Genomic DNA, 16,403 nt, shown 5'->3' on the forward strand with positions numbered 1-16,403 from the left:
CTTCAGCGCCGATGGTAGTTGGGGGTTTCCCCCTGTGAGAGTAGGACGCCGCCAAGCCATTTGAAAGGTCAGCCATTGTGCTGGCCTTTTTTTGTGTTTTTTGATGAAATTGATTGGGAAATTAGAAACATTCCTTTTTATTCTTGGTTTTGAATGTGAAGGATATTATTTATTTTTTTCGGATAACCATAGGGGATTAGGGACAGAATTCTTCGTTTCTAAAAGGAAATATGTTAAACTAAACTTAGTTCTGAAACTGTCATTGGGGGAATAGCCTATGGATACCTCTGCTAAAGATGAAATGATTTCTTCGTTTGCTGGATGGTTGGAAGACCAAGGGAAATCAGCTAATACAATTAAAACGTATACAGGTGTTCTTTCTCAGTTTTGTGAACAGACACAAAAAGTACTAATGGAGATTAACTCTGAGGACATTCAATTGTATCTTGATTATTTAGAAAATTGCAAGAAAAGTCCAGGGACAATAGAAAAACATTACAATGCTTTAAATGTATTTTTTAAATTTTTAGAAAAGCCCCAGATTATGCTATCTGTTGAGCGTAAGGTTAAGGATTCCAAAAATGAGGCCCCTGAGTCACTAAATATCAAAGAACAGGAAGCTCTTTTAAAAGACATAGAGGCAGAAGGAAACCTTAGGAATATTGCCATTGTATACCTTTTATTACATACGGGTATTCGTGTTTCGGAGCTATGCGATTTAAACGGAAGTGATGTTATCATGGAAGGCAACAGGAATTATATACTTGTCCGGAATGCAAAAGGTGATATTGATCGAACAGTTCCACTTACCGATTTAGCCGTACAGTATGTGAAAAACTATCTCTGTTCACTGAAGGAAAAAGCAGATCCATTGTTTATTTCAAGTTATAATCAAAGAATTACGCCGAGGTCGGTACAATATATATTAAAAAAATACAATGTACACCCACATAAGTTACGACACACCTTTTGCCAAAGGTTAGTGGATAACGGTATTGATATACAAACTGTCTCCAAACTTGCAGGCCATAAGGATTTAAACGTGACAAAGCGTTACCTAAAAGATAAATCGTTGAATCTGGAAAATGCAATAGATCAGACTTTCACCAAACATTAATGTTTTAAATATAAGTTTATGGAGGAACGGGGGAAACTCGTTTCTTTTTTGTGTTAAGGGACAATAACTAATGTAAGTATTGGTGAGCGCACTATACCACCTTTTACGGGTAACTCGTGTCATTAGAAAGCTCTCTAAGGCCCTGATTCCTTTCCCGAGAGCCATGGCACTTATCATCATTAGAGCCTGGTAATGTACCCTACGCTTTTAAATTCCTTAAGCATATTGAGAATTCGAATGCTAGTCATCTACTAATGTAACCGTATAAGTATTAGATAAAAGAGTTTTTTTATTTTTTATTTGTCTCTACCCGTTATTTTTTTCATAGTGATAAGCACGAGAGGGCCTAGTTAACTTAATTGCTTCTTCCTTTAATGATTGAGTTTTAAAAGGGATGAAAAAGGAAAAAGTAAGGGTAGTTAAATAAATGGGGGGAATAGGATATGAGATGGAAAAAAGGAATGTTAATTTATAACGAAAGTGCAGGGAATAGTAAGGTGGAAAAAGCACTGGAGGATTGCCTTCCCATTCTAACGCCTCATTTAGATGAATTTCTTATCCTTCAGACCAAGGAAAAAGGTGATGCGCGTCAGTTTTGTTTAGATTATGGGAACGACATGGATGTGGTCTTTGTTTTAGGAGGTGATGGAACGGTGCATGAGTGTGTGAATGGTCTTTCTCCACTTGAACGTCGTCCGATATTGGGGATATTGCCTGGAGGGACGTGCAATGATTTCTCCAGAACATTAGAGATACCTCAAAATATTCGTCGTGCAGCAGAAGCTTTAGTACATGGAAATGTTCGTATGATTGATGTTGGGAAGGCGGATGATAATTACCTTTTGAATTTTTGGGGAATTGGCCTGATCTCAGATACGTCAAACAATATAGATGAACAAGAAAAAAATAAATTTGGGAAGATTGGTTATTTTTTAAGCGCAATCAGAACGATAGGGGAAAAAGAACCTTTTTCCTTTAGACTTGAATATGATGAAAAATGTGTCGAAGGAAAAGCTATAATGATTTTAGTCTTAAATGGTAGTTATATCGGTACGAACTCCTTGCCTTTCCCGCTGGTCAATCCAGACGATGGGCTATTTGACATCGTCATCGTGAAGGAATCTAGCCTAAGTGTTTTCAAGGAGATATTGGCCATGAAACAATCTTTGTCTGAAAATACCAGCTCTGATTCAGGCGTAATGTATATCCAGGCAAGTAAATTGAAGGTAAAAACGAAAATACCATTTGATGTCGACATGGACGGGGAAATCTACAAACAGACACCGACTGATATTGAAGTACTGAAACATCATCTTGCTTTATTGGCTCCAAACTCAAGGGACTAATCTATTTGGTATAAATTTTTATATATATTCTTCCTTATTTCTGCATTTGCTTCCAAAATAAGATAAAATATTATATTAAGTGATATTTCATTTTTTGCAGGAGGAACAAACATGATATACCAGGTACGATTGTTAAAAGGTATTTTTGAACCAAAAAGGAGCCGTTACCAATTGCAAAATGCGGAGGCGGTTACGCGGATTGGCTGGAAACTACTATTATTATATTTTCTTAGTATCCTAGTTTTTGCAGTAGGTGGATATTTCGGAATTGGTTCAGAATCGTTTTCTAAGAATATTACGGAGATGGATGCTGAAGAATTTGAAACAGGAAAATTGCTAGTCTTGATTGGCAATATGGTTGCGGGTATTTTTTATCCAACTATCTATGTCTTTTTATCATCTTTATTCTTTTGGGTTGTAGCCGATATTCCATACATAAAAACTGTCATTGTTCAAATGATTTTATTTAGTTTGCATATGCTCGAGAAGATTTTGTTAATTCCCCTTTTTGTCCTGATGGATATTGGGAATGATGCCAATCCCTTTTCATTGGGTGTCGTCAGTCAGTACTTTATTCGAAGCGATTACTTTATTCACTTTTTTAGTGAAGTCACCATTTTTCAAATTTTAATCATCTCTCTACAATATTATTATTTGAAAATATATACGGAACGAAGTAAGGCCTTTGTCTTTTCAATGATTATTTTATTTTATATTGCCTTGTGGTTTGCTAAAGCATTCTTAGCATACCTACAAGTTGGCGTATTCGTATAAGGTGGTGAGGAAAGTGAAAAAGTGGAAAGTAACAGCCCTATCAATTGTTTCAGTGGCTTTTATATCGGGTAATATATATTTGATTGAAAAAAAAGACAGTAAGGTTGAACGAACTGTTTTTACGGAAAATTGGGTAAAGGTTAAAAAAGAAACTATAACTGAATCTTTTCGAACGAAGGGTATCTTAAAACCGGCAGAAGAGTTTGATGTCTATTTTGATTCAAAGAACAATGATTTTCAGAAGTTTCTAGTTCGCGAAGGGGACGAGGTAACGGCTGGAACATCGCTATTTGAATACACCACAACCAAACTTGACGCTTTAAAGGATAATTTAGAAGCGGAAAAAGCAGCGGCTCAAGGAGAAATTACTGGGATTGACGAGTACATAAAAAAATTAAATGCTTATCAAAGCAGTCTGACACTTGATACGAATAAAACGGTTATTGATGAAACGGTTGAAAAGAATTTGAATATCGACATCACCACGTCTTCCTCGGATTTAATTAAAAGTAATATTGAGCAAGAAAAGTACAAGCAGGAACTTGAAAAAAGTAGCCTGAAGGAAAAAGTGGTCATGCTAGATGCTCAATTAAGTTCTATTGAGGTACAAACGAATGCTGTCGAGACGACAAGTCAGGCGGACGGTACAGTGAAAAACATCAATAAGAATTTGTCGAACCCGATTATTTCAATCGCTTCTTCAGAAATGGCTATTGAAGGAACCTTTACTGAAGAACAGTTAAAGAAGGCAACGGTGGGAATGGAGTTAAAGGCAATTTCTCCTGATTTGAATAAGAATTTGGCTGGAACAATAAGTCGTATACATTCTTATCCAAAAGAGGAGCCCAATCTTAATGAAGAAAATAGATATCCATTCCAGGCGAATATCGTGAAAGATCCGGAAGTGACTGAACCGTTATTAGCCGGTTCAAAGGTTGACCTTACGGTGATAACGAATGTGAAGGCGGGAGTGCCGGTCGTACCCACAATAGCGGTACATGATGGCAAGCAGCCACATGTTTATGCATTAACCAATAAAGGATATGTGAATCGTCAATACCTTACAAAAGGGGCTCAGGCAAAAGGGAAGCAGGAAATCCTTAAAGGTCCAACAGTTGGCGATGTCATTTTGCTAGATCCAAAAAAGGTAGTGAAAAACCACTCGCATTTCATTACACCGCTTCGTATCGAAAAAATAAATTCCGGAACTTTTAAGAAATTATCCACCCGGGAGAAAATTAGATACATTTTACTAGGAATTTTGGAAAAATAATTCATATTGATCTGAAATTAGTTATTAACCTTTTTTGTCCTTAAACTAATTACCTATTTAAACAATAAGTGTAAACTAAAATAGCTCTTAATATTCAGAATTTATCAATGTGTATCAAGGCTTGGATATCAAAATATATTTACAGATTTATATTTTTAGTATAATATTTTAATATAAGTTAGTTCGCTTAATCTTATAAAAAAGAACGGGGGAACCATTTTTGCGGATTAATCCGCTAGGGGTGAATTCAGAGATGAAAGGGCCATTGTGTTTCCGATTCCTAACCCGACAGCTAACCCCGTAAGCGTCTTCGAGGGAACATGTGTGAATAACACGCGAAAAGGGAAAATGACACGTAGTGTGTCTTTTTTTTAAGCGTAAGGATAGAAGTTTTTCAATATACAGAAAAATTTTTTTCTTTTTATTAGTATCTTGTTTCCCTTACCGAGACAAATGTTTTTACATCAAAGACTATATGGAAGGTGAGGAAATTAAATGAAGAAATTCAAAACGAGTTTAGCTACTCAAATTTTTGCTGGCTTAATTCTAGGGATTATCGTAGGTGCTATATTTTATGGAAGCGAGACAGCCCAAGGCTATCTACAACCATTAGGCGATATCTTCTTACGGATGATAAAAATGATCGTCGTTCCAATTATCGTTTCTAGCCTTATTGTTGCAGTTGCAGGTGTGGGCGATTTAAAATCAGTAGGGAAATTAGGTGCGAAGTCACTATCCTACTTTATAGTAGTAACACTAGTTGCAATTGGCGTAGGCTTATTATCAGCTAACATTATTCAGCCTGGTGCAGGCGTGGACATGGGGAATCTAGAACAAACTGATATTTCTACCTATGTTGATACAGCTGAATCTAAGGAACATGAATCTTTTATAGACACAATTGTTCATATTGTACCATCTAATCCGATCAAAGCAATGGTAGAAGGCGATATGCTTGCCATCATCTTCTTCTCAGTCTTGTTTGGACTAAGCATTGCAGCCATCGGTGAAAAGGGAGAACCAGTTTTCCGTTTCTTCCAAGGTGCGGCGGAAGGCATGTTCAACTTAACGAATATGGTTATGAAATTTGCTCCAATCGGGGTGTTTGCACTAATCGGTGTGACAATTTCTAAATTCGGATTATCATCCTTAATTCCATTAGGGAAATTAGCCCTTTCTGTTTACGGGACAATGATTTTCTTCGTGATTGTCATTCTTGGGCTGATTGCAAAATTCGTCGGCTTCAGTATCTTTAAGTTAATTGGGATTTTAAAAGAAGAATTAATTTTAGCATTTTCTACAGCAAGTTCTGAAGCAGTTCTTCCAAGAATCATGGAGAAGATGGAGAAAGCGGGATGTCCTAAGCATATTACATCCTTTGTTATTCCAACGGGTTATTCTTTCAACCTAGATGGTTCTACATTATATCAAGCTTTAGCTGCAATTTTCATTGCTCAAATGTATGGCATAGACCTAAGCGCTTATGAGCAAATTACGCTAATGTTAGTGTTAATGATTACCTCTAAAGGGATTGCCGGTGTACCAGGCGTATCATTCGTCGTGCTTTTAGCGACATTGGGAAGTGTCGGTATCCCAATTGAAGGACTAGCATTCATTGCAGGTATTGACCGTATTCTTGATATGGGTCGTACAGTGGTTAACGTTATCGGTAACTCTCTTGCGGCGATTGTCATTTCTAAGTGGGAAGGTCAATTTAACCCACCAGCAGAAAATGATAAACTCGAACAAGCTTCATAATATGGTTAAAACTCCAGGGTGAAAACACTCTGGAGTTTTTTATTTGCAAAAGGCCATTGAAGTTGGAATAATCATCTTTCATATACTACAATTTGGTTCTTTTATCTCCTGTCTAGTTCCTTTAATGTATAAATACATTGGGAAGTTAATATCTGGCTGTTTTCTTATTATAGAGGGATTTGTAATTCTATATACTATAACCTTCGTGAATAATGAAAAGTTTGATAAAATATAATCAATGATGAAAGGGTCGGGGGGAATGTGAATATGAAAAATGAAGGCAATGACATCTTATATATGCATATGCAGGCTTCCGAACGATTTATCCTTTTTAACGGCCTTACTTTTCGGGAATTTTTTTATTCCCTGCCAAATGGCATGAATTCCATCTTATTATTGAAACATCAATATGATGGTGGGGAGTACAATTTAAATGTCTTGCTTGAGAGCGTGTCATCCGAAAACATGACTAAGCTTTTAAAAGAGGATGTCCGTGCATATGGTGATTTCTGTTGGATTGACTTTGAAGAAGCAGATAGTCTAGAAGAAGTGGATGGAAGGGAATTAGCAGAACTCCTATATCTAGGGCATACCAAAAATCATTTAGATCATCCTCCTTTCTTTCGTAAATTGAATAACCAATTTGTATACTTAGCCCAGGACGATGGATGGTTTAATAAAGTTTACTTTCGTTCGATCTCGACGTACTATAAGATGCTGGGAAACTTGCTTCCTTCAAAACTAGAATCATTGAAGGTGGAAAGATCGTGGTTAGGAATGAGGAAGAAGAAAGATTTGCCGACAATACCTTTAGAAGTTATTTCTTCTCTTGCTCCTATTTTGGCGGAAGGTGTCGTTTTTTCTTTTAGACATGTCAAGTATACAAGGGCAAAAATAGAGATCCCAGCATGGGTTGTGGGAGATTATTTGAACATGGATGAGATGCATGATGATTTTATAGGAAGGAAAGTACAAGGGCCTGATGCCTTTCTTACTTTTCAACGTAAAGAAAGGGTCTGGGAAAGCGTCATAAATACGACTCTTTATAAATAATTCCTCTTTCGTTCACTAAGAATCATGGTCGTAGGACTTGCAGCCAGACGCATAACTTATAATTGTACCCAGGGAGCTTGGAAGTTTCACTTTTCCCGCTTTAGTGTAAAATGATACAATGGAATATGGTTAAAAGAATATTGGAGGGTAATAACTCATGAAAACTAAACTTGGTTTGCTTTATGGTGGAAAATCTGCAGAACATGATGTTTCTTTGCAGACAGCTTTAGCGGTCATTAAAGCTCTCGATTTAGCAAAGTTTGATATATATCCGATTTACATAACAAAAGAAGGTTCTTGGGTAAATGGACCAAAGTTGACTGAACCGGCAAAATCTGTGGAGGAATTGGCTTTATCATCTGACAAACTGTCATCTCCATTGTCTTTGCAAGCACATTTAACTGATGAAGACAGTGGGTCTACGGGGTATGATGTCATTTTCCCTCTTCTACATGGACCGAATGGTGAAGATGGAACGGTACAGGGTATGCTTGAATTGTTGAACCTTCCTTATGTGGGAAATGGGGTACTCGCTTCATCGGCAGGGATGGATAAGGTCATCATGAAAAACATTTTTGCACAAGCAGGACTACCACAAGTTAATTATACTTGGTTCATCCGCTCCGAATGGGAAAATAACATGGAAACATCCATACAAAAGGTAGAAGAAGTATGTGGATACCCTTGCTTTGTAAAGCCTGCTAATCTAGGTTCAAGTGTAGGGGTCAGCAAATGTAATACACCGGATGAATTGAAGAAAGCAGTGGCAGAAGCATTCCAATTCGACCGGAAGATTATTATTGAAGAAGGAGTCATTGCTCGTGAAGTGGAGTTTGGCGTTATCGGTAATGATACCCCCTCTTGTTCCGTTGCGGGAGAAATCATTCCGAAGACTGATTTTGACTTCTACGATTATTCAGCTAAGTATGTTGATGGAAATTCAGCGATGGCTATACCTGCCGAAATAGAGGAAAGTGAATATAAAGCTTTATCTAAAATGGCCATAACGGCCTTCAAGTCACTGGATTGTTCGGGACTTGTACGTGCAGACTTCTTTTTGACGAAAGACGGAAAAGTCTATATCAATGAAGTGAACACAATGCCAGGCTTTACGCCATTCAGCATGTTCCCACTATTATGGAAGCATACGGGCCTTGAATATCCACAATTAATTGAAGAGCTTGTGAAGCTTGCTTTAGAGCGCTATGAAGAAAAACAACAAATTAAATATACAGTTTAAGTAGGAAAGTAAAGTGGGTACATACATCATTTGTATGAAAAGCTCACTCTAGCAAGCAGGAATCGGTTCTTCATGCCGATTGCTGCTTAGTTTTGTTGTAAAGACAATAGAAGAACGGGTTCGATGAAAGAAGGAGGAACGAAATTGATAAAGAGAACGTTGAAACAAGTGTCTGAGATGGTAAATGGATTGAATGATAGTAAGGCATTAGAGCTCATTGAAATTCACGGTGTCACCATCGATTCAAGGGCGGTTACAAAAGGGTGCTTGTTCGTTCCGTTAAAGGGTGAGCAAGTAGATGGCCATCAATATGTCAGGAATGCCATTGCTCAGGGAGCAGCCGCATCTTTCTGGCAACAGGATATTCCGAATCCTCCTACTGATTTACCGATCATTCTTGTGGAAAATACTGAAACGGCCTTACAGGAATTAGCACGTGCTTATCGAGATCAATTGAATATAAAAGTCATTGGAATTACAGGAAGCAATGGTAAAACCACTACGAAAGACATGACGGCTGCTCTGCTGGCTACTACCTATAAAGTTCATAAGACGAATGGGAACTTCAATAATCATCTTGGATTACCACTAACTATTCTCTCGATGGGGGAGGAAACGGAAGCGGCCGTCTTGGAAATGGGCATGAGTAGCCGTGGGGAAATCGAATTTTTATCTAAGCTAGCAAAACCCGATATAGCCATCATTACTAATATAGGTGAATCGCATTTGTTGGATTTAGGTTCGCGAGAAGAAATTGCCAATGCCAAGCTAGAAATTGTAGAGGGATTGGCACATGGAGGAACGCTTATATACCATGGTGACGAACCATTGTTAGAAAGCCGGATTCAAAAAGAATTCACCCATTTACGTGTTTTATCCTTCGGACGTACGGAGCGTAATAATTTGTTTCCATTGACGATTACACAAGGTGCGGACAATACTTCGTTTACACTTGGTGGATTGAATCAAGGTGAATATCAAATCCCGGTCTTGGGACAGCATAACGTGCTCAATGCCATGGCCGCTATCCTTGCCGCAAAAGAACTGCATATAGATGATGAATCTATCAATAAGGGCTTACAAGCCATTCGGCTCACTAATATGAGGATGGAGATGGTCGAAGGAGCACAGGGGCAGAAGATCATTAATGATGCCTACAATGCCAGCCCGACATCCGTAAAGGCAGCTATTGAGCTTATTGAAGGTCTATCAGGTTTCAGGAATAAAATCCTTGTGCTTGGAGATATGTTGGAGTTAGGAGCAAGCGAAAAAGATTTCCACTTGAAAATAGGTGAACTGATAGCAGTTGATCATATTGATAAGGTCTATACATATGGTCCGCTTGCCGATTATATTGCAAAGGGTGCTAGTAAAGCATTTGCAGCGGAGAATGTTCAATCTTTTCAAGATAAACAACATTTAATAGAAGTGCTTAAGACATCTACAGAGGCAAATGACTTGATCCTCGTGAAAGCTTCAAGAGGTATGAAATTAGAAGAAGTTGTTAAAGCATTACAAAAGTGAATATCCATCAAAGAAAGAGCCGACTTATTATAATGTCGGCTCTTTCTATTTGTAGTACTCAAAATAACGTACCTGCAATGATGCAGATATCATCATTGATTTCGGAATGCCTCATCCTTGAAACTAATAATTCCTGAAGAAGGTCAGATGTATCCAAGTGCACATTTTCTATGAATTCCTGTTCAATATTCTCAAATCTATGAACAGTATGGTTGCTTGGTGACTCAGAAAGACCATCGGTATAGATTATGAAACGGCTTCCCGCTTCATAGTGTAGAGAACCTTTCTCTATGGACATGTCTGGTACAAGTCCTATAGGCATCGAACCTTTACTTAAACTTTGCACTTCATTATTGCAAGGGGAATATATAATTGCGGGAGGATGTCCGTTGTTTACATATTCAATAAGTCTGGCAGTCGTATCAATATAAGCAATGAAAGCTGTGAAATAAGCCGCATTCGTACTTTCCTTTCGATACTCTTGGAATAAATGTCCCATATGCTTGTTCAATTCTTTAGTAATGAAGGTTGGATCTTTTACGCGCTTGATAAGGCCGGGCATTAACGAGCGTATAGACATACTGATGAGCGCCGCATGAATTCCTTTTCCACACACATCGATGATCATGAATCCATACTTTCCCTCATCGACCTCCGACCAGTAAAATAAGTCCCCGGAAAGTTCACTGGAGGGTTGGAAAAGCCCTTGTATCTCAATATCTTTCTTTTGTAAGGATGTCGGTAGAACGAGTTGCTGAAAATTTTGAGCGACACGCAAATTTTGTTTCACCTTAAGGCTGATGCTTTCTAATTCTCGTTCCTTCATTCTTGCGGTGTACAACTGCATGCTAATATTCTGTAGGGCTTTCAGTTTCAGCTTAACCTCCACTGAATTGGCAGGAATGGCTATGGACTCATAAATCGTTCTTTTGGGTAATATTTGAGGGTCCTTTAACTTTTTTGATCGTTTGTAAATAAACAGTATGGGTATTTCGTAAGACTCGGCTAAGGCAAACAAAGCGGTTTGTTGGGAGGAGTCTTTCAAAAGATATAAAGGTAGGATAAATAATGATTGCAATAAGTCTGACGCATCTTGAAACAGATGTTGTTGTCCTACCGGATCTTTTAAGAAAATGACTTCTTTACCTATGGTCTGCAATACAAGACTAAAGTCTCTGCATTCTGGGATATCCAACATATATATATTCATGTAACCCCCTGATATTATGTAGTATAATAGGACTATTATACTACATAAAGACACATTTCAATCCTTTTTTTGTATAATAGTTCATTATATTGTTGATATTTTCCTATTTCAATTCAGTTATACTGTTATTGATTATAGGTATAAAGTCTTGTTGCGAGGAAAGGGGGAATAGAGTTGGCTGGGTGTCCATTCAGATCTTTATTTAATATACAAAGTAAGGAATCAACGAAAGACTCTGTAATGCAGTCTTCAGTCCTCATTAAATCGGAATCTACTCCGACTCGTGCTCCTATATTCTCGGAAATCGAGAAAGGAAAGAATGCCCTTCAACTTATGTTTGTAAGTTTGGAAGAAAAGGATATAACGACACTGATGAGGCTCAAGCCCATTATGGAAAAGAATGTAGGAAAGATAGTGGATAACTTTTATGGTCATATACAAGAGATTCCTAACTTAACCATGATCATTCAGGAACATTCCACCATACAACGGCTGAAGCAGACATTGGAGAAATACATTTTGGATATGGTCTCAGGAGACATTGGAGAAAATTATGTTGTTCGACGGAAGGTTATTGGTAGTGTCCATAACCGGATTGGTCTTTTTCCTGAGTGGTATATTGGTGCTTTTAGCATTATCCAGCATGAGGTTCTGCAGATGTTGACTCATGAGTGTGGTAGCTGGGAGGAAGCTCAGGTTTATTATTACTCGTTTCAAAAACTCTGTTCATTCGACATGCAAATTGCAATTCAGACATATATCGAGTCTTATACATCCTCTATGATGAAGCTAAACGAGATTGAGGAGCTTCAATATCGTTTGAATGATTCTTCTTCCATATTAGCGTCAAGTGCTAAACAAACTACAGTATCGCTAGCTGATCGGGATACTCAAGTGCAAAATATGCTCGCAGCCATAGATGAGATAAACGTGGGGTCGAAAGAGATGATTACCCATGTTGAAACAGGAAAAAGGAATGTAGCAAGGGCTTTGAAGAAAGTCGATGATGTAGTGGATTTAATTGAAAAAGTTAAGGGTCTGACGGATGAATTAAATGCAAACTCTTTACATATTGGGCAAGTGGTACAAACGATACGATCCATTTCTAATCAAACGAATATTTTGTCGCTAAATGCAGGGATTGAAGCAGCTCGAGCAGGAGAGCATGGAAAAGGTTTCTCTATAGTGGCCCAGGAAGTTAGGAACCTAGCTCGCAAGACCGAGGTATCACTCGATTCCATCCAACAGCAGGTTGCATCCGTTCAGGATACAGTTGTGAAATTCGATGAGAGTTTTCAAAGTATTGTGAATGAAACGAGTTTCTTTAGGAATGTAAATAAAGAAATCGTTGATATTCTGGACGATTCGGTAAAAAGCGTTAAAGAAAGCGATGAGATGATTAGCGATTTGGGTGGAGAGATTGGGGAATTTAGGGCAACGTTTGAGGAACTTACATTGGCATCCTCACAAATCACTGAAATGGCTGAGCAGTTGAGTTTCTTGAATAATGAATTATCAAAGAAATTCAAGATATAGGATACTAAACTGAAGAGGTGACCTATGAAGAAAGGGTACCTGAAATTTGAAGGAAGAACGTATGCATCAACCTATGAGATGATTCAATCCCTTTTAGAACAGGCGAATGAAAAGATTATCCGCATAGATTTGGGAGAGGTGCCCAATAGTCCAGACGAGAGGATTTTTATCAAACTGTGGCTATTGCAAATCGATAGGTGTGGGGAAGAAGGGATTCCTATGGAAGTAAAAGCAAGAATAGGTTCAGTCTGGAGCCAATTTTACCGATTAGAACACCAGGAAGATTATATCCATCCATATCTTTCAAAAATGTTGGAGCAGATTCAAAATGACAATAAAAAAAATTCAGGTTAGAAAATTAAATATGAAGACATTACCCCAGACTGTAAACGAAATCATGCAGGAATTTGAAACATTCAAGATTAAGGATAGCTCTGATTTTTTATTCTTTAATGTGAAATTGGTGATATGGGAACTTCTATCGAACGTCATACAACATGAGGGCGAGGACAAGGCTGATATTGAGCTTGAGGAAGTAGCCTTCGAAAAACTCTCAATTAAGCTACATTCATTTGCGGAAGGTTTTAATTGGGAAGGGTATAGGAATATGGAATGCCCAGATGTAAGCAATGAAAGAGGACGAGGTTTGTACTTAATTCAGCAATTATGTCAATTTTCCTTTGATGAGTCAGGAAAAATAGCCACAGCAATTTTTAATGTGAAAGAGGTGGTGGGTGCGAATGCTTCATACCCATATTAATCAAAATACGTTCAATATAAATATTTTAAACGACGTTCATTATGAAAACTCGTCTTCCTTTGAACGGTTATTGAATACATTCCAGGTTCCAGAAAACATAAATCGTCTCCAAATCGATTTATCACAAGTAAACTTTATTGATAGTACTGGTATTAGTTTCCTCGTCAAATGGCTATATCCATTATCAGCAAAACTGGATATAGAATTAACGGGAGCAACAGAACCTGTGAAAAAAATACTGTCCATATGTAAAATGGATCAATTCGTTTTGTTGGTCTAAATGAGAAGAAGTTCGGGAACCCTAGAGGTACTCGAACCTTTTTGTTGTGGACAAGATCCGATTACCATCATTCCATTTAAGCTTGGCTGCAATGCAGTGGCGTCAAAGGAATCGAGGCATACATTTAATGGCATGTTATGTGCTAACTTCATTAGGGACGATGGATACGAAAATATCCTTTATTGCAATAACAGTTTGAAAATGGTAATATGAAATATGAGTTTAAATGTCTTATCATTGATGAATATTTATATTAGATCAATCAGGTTGAGGCAACAAATTTTACATGTTTTTCATGAGGTTTTTTGAGATTATTAAATAGGCCGCGCGTCTGGTCATAGATAAAAGCTGCGTATCATTGTGGCTTTAGTAGCTAATAGGGAAACAAGCTGCATATAGCTCCTTTCCACTTCTGCACATCCTCAACGCACCGGGCCTGTTTTGTATAAGAATCTTGGCGCTCGTCAAGTTTTATTCAGACAGACATTTAAGTCTGTGAATAATAGGTGCAGCAGCCCTCACCTGAATAAAGCGGTCAATAGCCGTTTATGCTACTTTTAATTTTCCATATTGAATTTAATTTTGGTTACATGCACTTTTAAAAAGATGGGCGTATGTTAAAAATAAAGTCTACACGTGCGCAATGCATTAAGATGCCAGTAAAACGATTGTGCTGGTATATTTCCTTTTTAAAAAATCATATTGAGTTCATTAGAGCTAAAAGGTAGATATTCTTTTAGGTGATAATGATAAACTTTTTCATAAGATAAAGTAGAACATCTGTCATGATGATGAGGATTTGAACTAACCATTCGTGCATTGAATGCACGTGTAAATTTACGATATAAAAAGGAGTACGAAAACATTGACATTGTTTAGCGAATTAGGATTAGATAGAACGTCTATGAAATCAATAGAAAAAATGGGATTTGAAGAAGCAAGTCCGATTCAAGCCCAAACGATTCCTCTAGCACTTGAAGGTAAGGATATTATTGGTCAAGCGCAAACTGGAACAGGTAAAACAGCAGCATTCGGTATTCCATTGATGGAAAACATCGATATTGCCAACGAAAACGTGCAGGGGATCGTTATTGCACCTACTCGTGAGTTAGCTATTCAAGTTTCTGAAGAACTTTTCAAACTTGGTTACGGAAAACGCGCTCGTGTATTAGCAGTGTACGGCGGACAAGACATTGACCGTCAAATCCGTGCTTTAAAGAAAAAACCTCATATCATCGTTGGTACGCCAGGTCGTCTTTTAGACCATATCAAACGTAAAAACATCAAATTAGGTGGAGTACACACTGTAGTTCTTGATGAAGCGGATGAAATGCTTAACATGGGATTCATTGAGGATATCGAGTCTATCCTTTCAACTGTTCCTGATGAAAGACAAACATTGCTTTTCTCAGCTACAATGCCTGACCCAATCCGTAAAATTGCTGAACGTTTCATGCAAGAACCAGTCCTTGTACGCGTAAAAGCGAAAGAGATGACTGTTGACCGCATCGAACAATATTACTTGGAGTTAAGAGAAAGTGAAAAGTTCGACACACTAGCACGTCTTTTTGATATCCAAACACCAGAACTTGCTATCGTATTCGGACGTACAAAACGTCGTGTCGATGAATTGTCTTCTGCTTTGAATATCCGTGGTTATAGTGCTGAAGGTATTCACGGTGACCTTAGCCAAGCGAAACGTATTTCTGTATTGAAGAAATTCAAAGAAGGAAATCTTGATGTACTAGTAGCAACAGACGTAGCTGCTCGTGGACTTGATATTTCCGGTGTAACACATGTATACAACTTTGATATTCCTCAAGATCCAGAAAGTTATGTTCACCGTATCGGTCGTACAGGTCGTGCTGGTAAACATGGTATTGCGATCACTTTCGTAACGCCAAGAGAAAGAGGTCAGCTTCAAGCGGTTGAACATACAACTAGAAAACGTATGGAGAGAATGAAAACTCCAACATCTACTGAAGCGTTGCAAGGCCAACAAAAAGCAGTAACAGAAAAAGTTCTTTCTGCAATCGAGAATGACGATTTATCGTTATACCTTGGTCAAGCGGAAGAGTTATTGCAAAAACACAGCGCAGCTGATTTAGTTGCTGCTATGCTTAAATCAATGACTAAAGAACCGGACCAAACGCCAATTAAACTAACTGAAGAATCACCTTCAATGCGCCGTAACCGTGGTGGAAACAGTTCATCAAACAGACCGCGCAATGGTCGCAGCTCTTCAGGCAGAAAAGATTACGGTAGCGGTGGGAACAAACGTCCTAGCTCAAACCGTAAATCCAATGGCTATGGCAACCGTAGCACAAGCCAAAAAAGAGAAAAATCTAATAATATCTAATTCAAATAATCCAAAGAAATAAGTCGCTCATTTGAGTGGCTTATTTTTTTGTTTAATTAAATGATGAACTTGTTATAAAGTAGAATAAAAGGGTCAGGTTAGTTGTAAGAAAACTCTGAAGACTGTACAATTGGGTATAACAGAGTGGTGCGTTACAACCGAGCGTTCATAGA

The 16,403-nt window shown here is 37.9% G+C and carries 15 protein-coding genes and 1 riboswitch; of the genes, 14 read left to right on the forward strand and 1 reads right to left on the reverse strand.

What is annotated here, in order from left to right; translation table 11 throughout:
• Positions 1-277 precede the first annotated feature (277 nt).
• The 8 genes from ACQKL5_RS20770 to ACQKL5_RS20805 all read left to right on the forward strand — a co-directional run bounded on the left by ACQKL5_RS20770 (position 278) and on the right by ACQKL5_RS20805 (position 10,085).
• Positions 278-1,117: a tyrosine-type recombinase/integrase gene (locus ACQKL5_RS20770; protein ID WP_427610741.1), complete on the forward strand. Its 840-nt coding sequence runs from the start codon at positions 278-280 to the stop codon at positions 1,115-1,117.
• A gap of 443 nt (positions 1,118-1,560) precedes the next feature.
• The gene (locus ACQKL5_RS20775) at positions 1,561-2,463 is read left to right on the forward strand and encodes a diacylglycerol/lipid kinase family protein (RefSeq protein ID WP_427610742.1); all 903 of its coding nucleotides are present in this window, start codon (positions 1,561-1,563) and stop codon (positions 2,461-2,463) included.
• Positions 2,464-2,574: 111 nt separating this feature from the next.
• A complete protein-coding gene (locus tag ACQKL5_RS20780; protein WP_427610743.1) occupies positions 2,575-3,237 on the forward strand; it encodes a hypothetical protein in 663 nt (220 codons plus the stop codon).
• A gap of 13 nt (positions 3,238-3,250) precedes the next feature.
• Positions 3,251-4,510, forward strand: a complete 1,260-nt coding sequence (locus tag ACQKL5_RS20785; protein WP_427610744.1) for an efflux RND transporter periplasmic adaptor subunit — start codon at positions 3,251-3,253, stop codon at positions 4,508-4,510.
• A 174-nt stretch (positions 4,511-4,684) separates the two neighbouring features.
• Positions 4,685-4,832, forward strand: a riboswitch (cyclic di-AMP (ydaO/yuaA leader).
• Between the two features lie 173 nt (positions 4,833-5,005).
• A complete protein-coding gene (locus ACQKL5_RS20790) occupies positions 5,006-6,268 on the forward strand; it encodes a cation:dicarboxylate symporter family transporter (protein ID WP_427610745.1) in 1,263 nt (420 codons plus the stop codon).
• A 267-nt stretch (positions 6,269-6,535) separates the two neighbouring features.
• Positions 6,536-7,321 (forward strand): hypothetical protein, encoded by a 786-nt coding sequence (locus ACQKL5_RS20795; RefSeq protein WP_427610746.1) that lies wholly within the window; start codon positions 6,536-6,538, stop codon positions 7,319-7,321.
• Positions 7,322-7,478: 157 nt separating this feature from the next.
• Positions 7,479-8,561 (forward strand): D-alanine--D-alanine ligase, encoded by a 1,083-nt coding sequence (locus ACQKL5_RS20800; RefSeq protein ID WP_427610747.1) that lies wholly within the window; start codon positions 7,479-7,481, stop codon positions 8,559-8,561.
• 144 nt (positions 8,562-8,705) lie between these two features.
• A complete protein-coding gene (locus ACQKL5_RS20805) occupies positions 8,706-10,085 on the forward strand; it encodes a UDP-N-acetylmuramoyl-tripeptide--D-alanyl-D-alanine ligase (RefSeq protein ID WP_427610748.1) in 1,380 nt (459 codons plus the stop codon).
• 58 nt (positions 10,086-10,143) lie between these two features.
• Here ACQKL5_RS20805 and ACQKL5_RS20810 read toward each other — a convergent pair whose 3' ends face one another.
• The gene (locus ACQKL5_RS20810) at positions 10,144-11,295 is read right to left on the reverse strand and encodes a PP2C family protein-serine/threonine phosphatase (protein WP_427610749.1); all 1,152 of its coding nucleotides are present in this window, start codon (positions 11,293-11,295) and stop codon (positions 10,144-10,146) included.
• 240 nt (positions 11,296-11,535) lie between these two features.
• On the opposite strand from ACQKL5_RS20810, the gene ACQKL5_RS20815 reads away from it, so the two are divergent.
• The 6 genes from ACQKL5_RS20815 (at position 11,536) to ACQKL5_RS20840 (ending at position 16,230) form a co-directional block, all read left to right on the forward strand.
• Positions 11,536-12,831: a protoglobin domain-containing protein gene (locus ACQKL5_RS20815; protein WP_427610750.1), complete on the forward strand. Its 1,296-nt coding sequence runs from the start codon at positions 11,536-11,538 to the stop codon at positions 12,829-12,831.
• A 24-nt stretch (positions 12,832-12,855) separates the two neighbouring features.
• Positions 12,856-13,185: a hypothetical protein gene (locus ACQKL5_RS20820; RefSeq protein ID WP_427610751.1), complete on the forward strand. Its 330-nt coding sequence runs from the start codon at positions 12,856-12,858 to the stop codon at positions 13,183-13,185.
• Between the two features lie 10 nt (positions 13,186-13,195).
• Positions 13,196-13,591: an ATP-binding protein gene (locus ACQKL5_RS20825; protein ID WP_427610752.1), complete on the forward strand. Its 396-nt coding sequence runs from the start codon at positions 13,196-13,198 to the stop codon at positions 13,589-13,591.
• Positions 13,572-13,871, forward strand: coding sequence for an STAS domain-containing protein (locus ACQKL5_RS20830; protein WP_427610753.1), 300 nt, complete (start codon positions 13,572-13,574; stop codon positions 13,869-13,871). The genes ACQKL5_RS20825 and ACQKL5_RS20830 overlap by 20 nt, the downstream gene beginning before the upstream one ends.
• On the forward strand, positions 13,872-14,084 hold the full coding sequence (locus ACQKL5_RS20835) for a hypothetical protein (protein WP_427610754.1): 213 nt from the start codon (positions 13,872-13,874) through the stop codon (positions 14,082-14,084). It begins immediately after the preceding gene.
• A 652-nt stretch (positions 14,085-14,736) separates the two neighbouring features.
• Positions 14,737-16,230 carry a DEAD/DEAH box helicase gene (locus tag ACQKL5_RS20840; RefSeq protein WP_427610755.1) on the forward strand — a complete coding sequence of 498 codons (1,494 nt, stop codon included), beginning with the start codon at positions 14,737-14,739 and terminating at the stop codon, positions 16,228-16,230.
• Positions 16,231-16,403: the final 173 nt, after the last annotated feature.

This window comes from Peribacillus sp. NPDC097675, assembly GCF_050277655.1.
Taxonomy (GTDB): Bacteria; Bacillota; Bacilli; order Bacillales; family DSM-1321; genus Peribacillus.

Coding starts and splice junctions, on each gene's coding strand:
- ACQKL5_RS20770 (WP_427610741.1), top strand. CDS start 278: ATGGATACCTCTGCTAAAGATGAAATGATTTCTTCGTTTGCTGGATGG.
- ACQKL5_RS20775 (WP_427610742.1), top strand. CDS start 1,561: ATGAGATGGAAAAAAGGAATGTTAATTTATAACGAAAGTGCAGGGAAT.
- ACQKL5_RS20780 (WP_427610743.1), top strand. CDS start 2,575: ATGATATACCAGGTACGATTGTTAAAAGGTATTTTTGAACCAAAAAGG.
- ACQKL5_RS20790 (WP_427610745.1), top strand. CDS start 5,006: ATGAAGAAATTCAAAACGAGTTTAGCTACTCAAATTTTTGCTGGCTTA.
- ACQKL5_RS20795 (WP_427610746.1), top strand. CDS start 6,536: ATGAAAAATGAAGGCAATGACATCTTATATATGCATATGCAGGCTTCC.
- ACQKL5_RS20800 (WP_427610747.1), top strand. CDS start 7,479: ATGAAAACTAAACTTGGTTTGCTTTATGGTGGAAAATCTGCAGAACAT.
- ACQKL5_RS20810 (WP_427610749.1), bottom strand. CDS start 11,295: ATGAATATATATATGTTGGATATCCCAGAATGCAGAGACTTTAGTCTT.
- ACQKL5_RS20815 (WP_427610750.1), top strand. CDS start 11,536: ATGCAGTCTTCAGTCCTCATTAAATCGGAATCTACTCCGACTCGTGCT.
- ACQKL5_RS20820 (WP_427610751.1), top strand. CDS start 12,856: ATGAAGAAAGGGTACCTGAAATTTGAAGGAAGAACGTATGCATCAACC.
- ACQKL5_RS20825 (WP_427610752.1), top strand. CDS start 13,196: ATGAAGACATTACCCCAGACTGTAAACGAAATCATGCAGGAATTTGAA.
- ACQKL5_RS20830 (WP_427610753.1), top strand. CDS start 13,572: ATGCTTCATACCCATATTAATCAAAATACGTTCAATATAAATATTTTA.
- ACQKL5_RS20835 (WP_427610754.1), top strand. CDS start 13,872: ATGAGAAGAAGTTCGGGAACCCTAGAGGTACTCGAACCTTTTTGTTGT.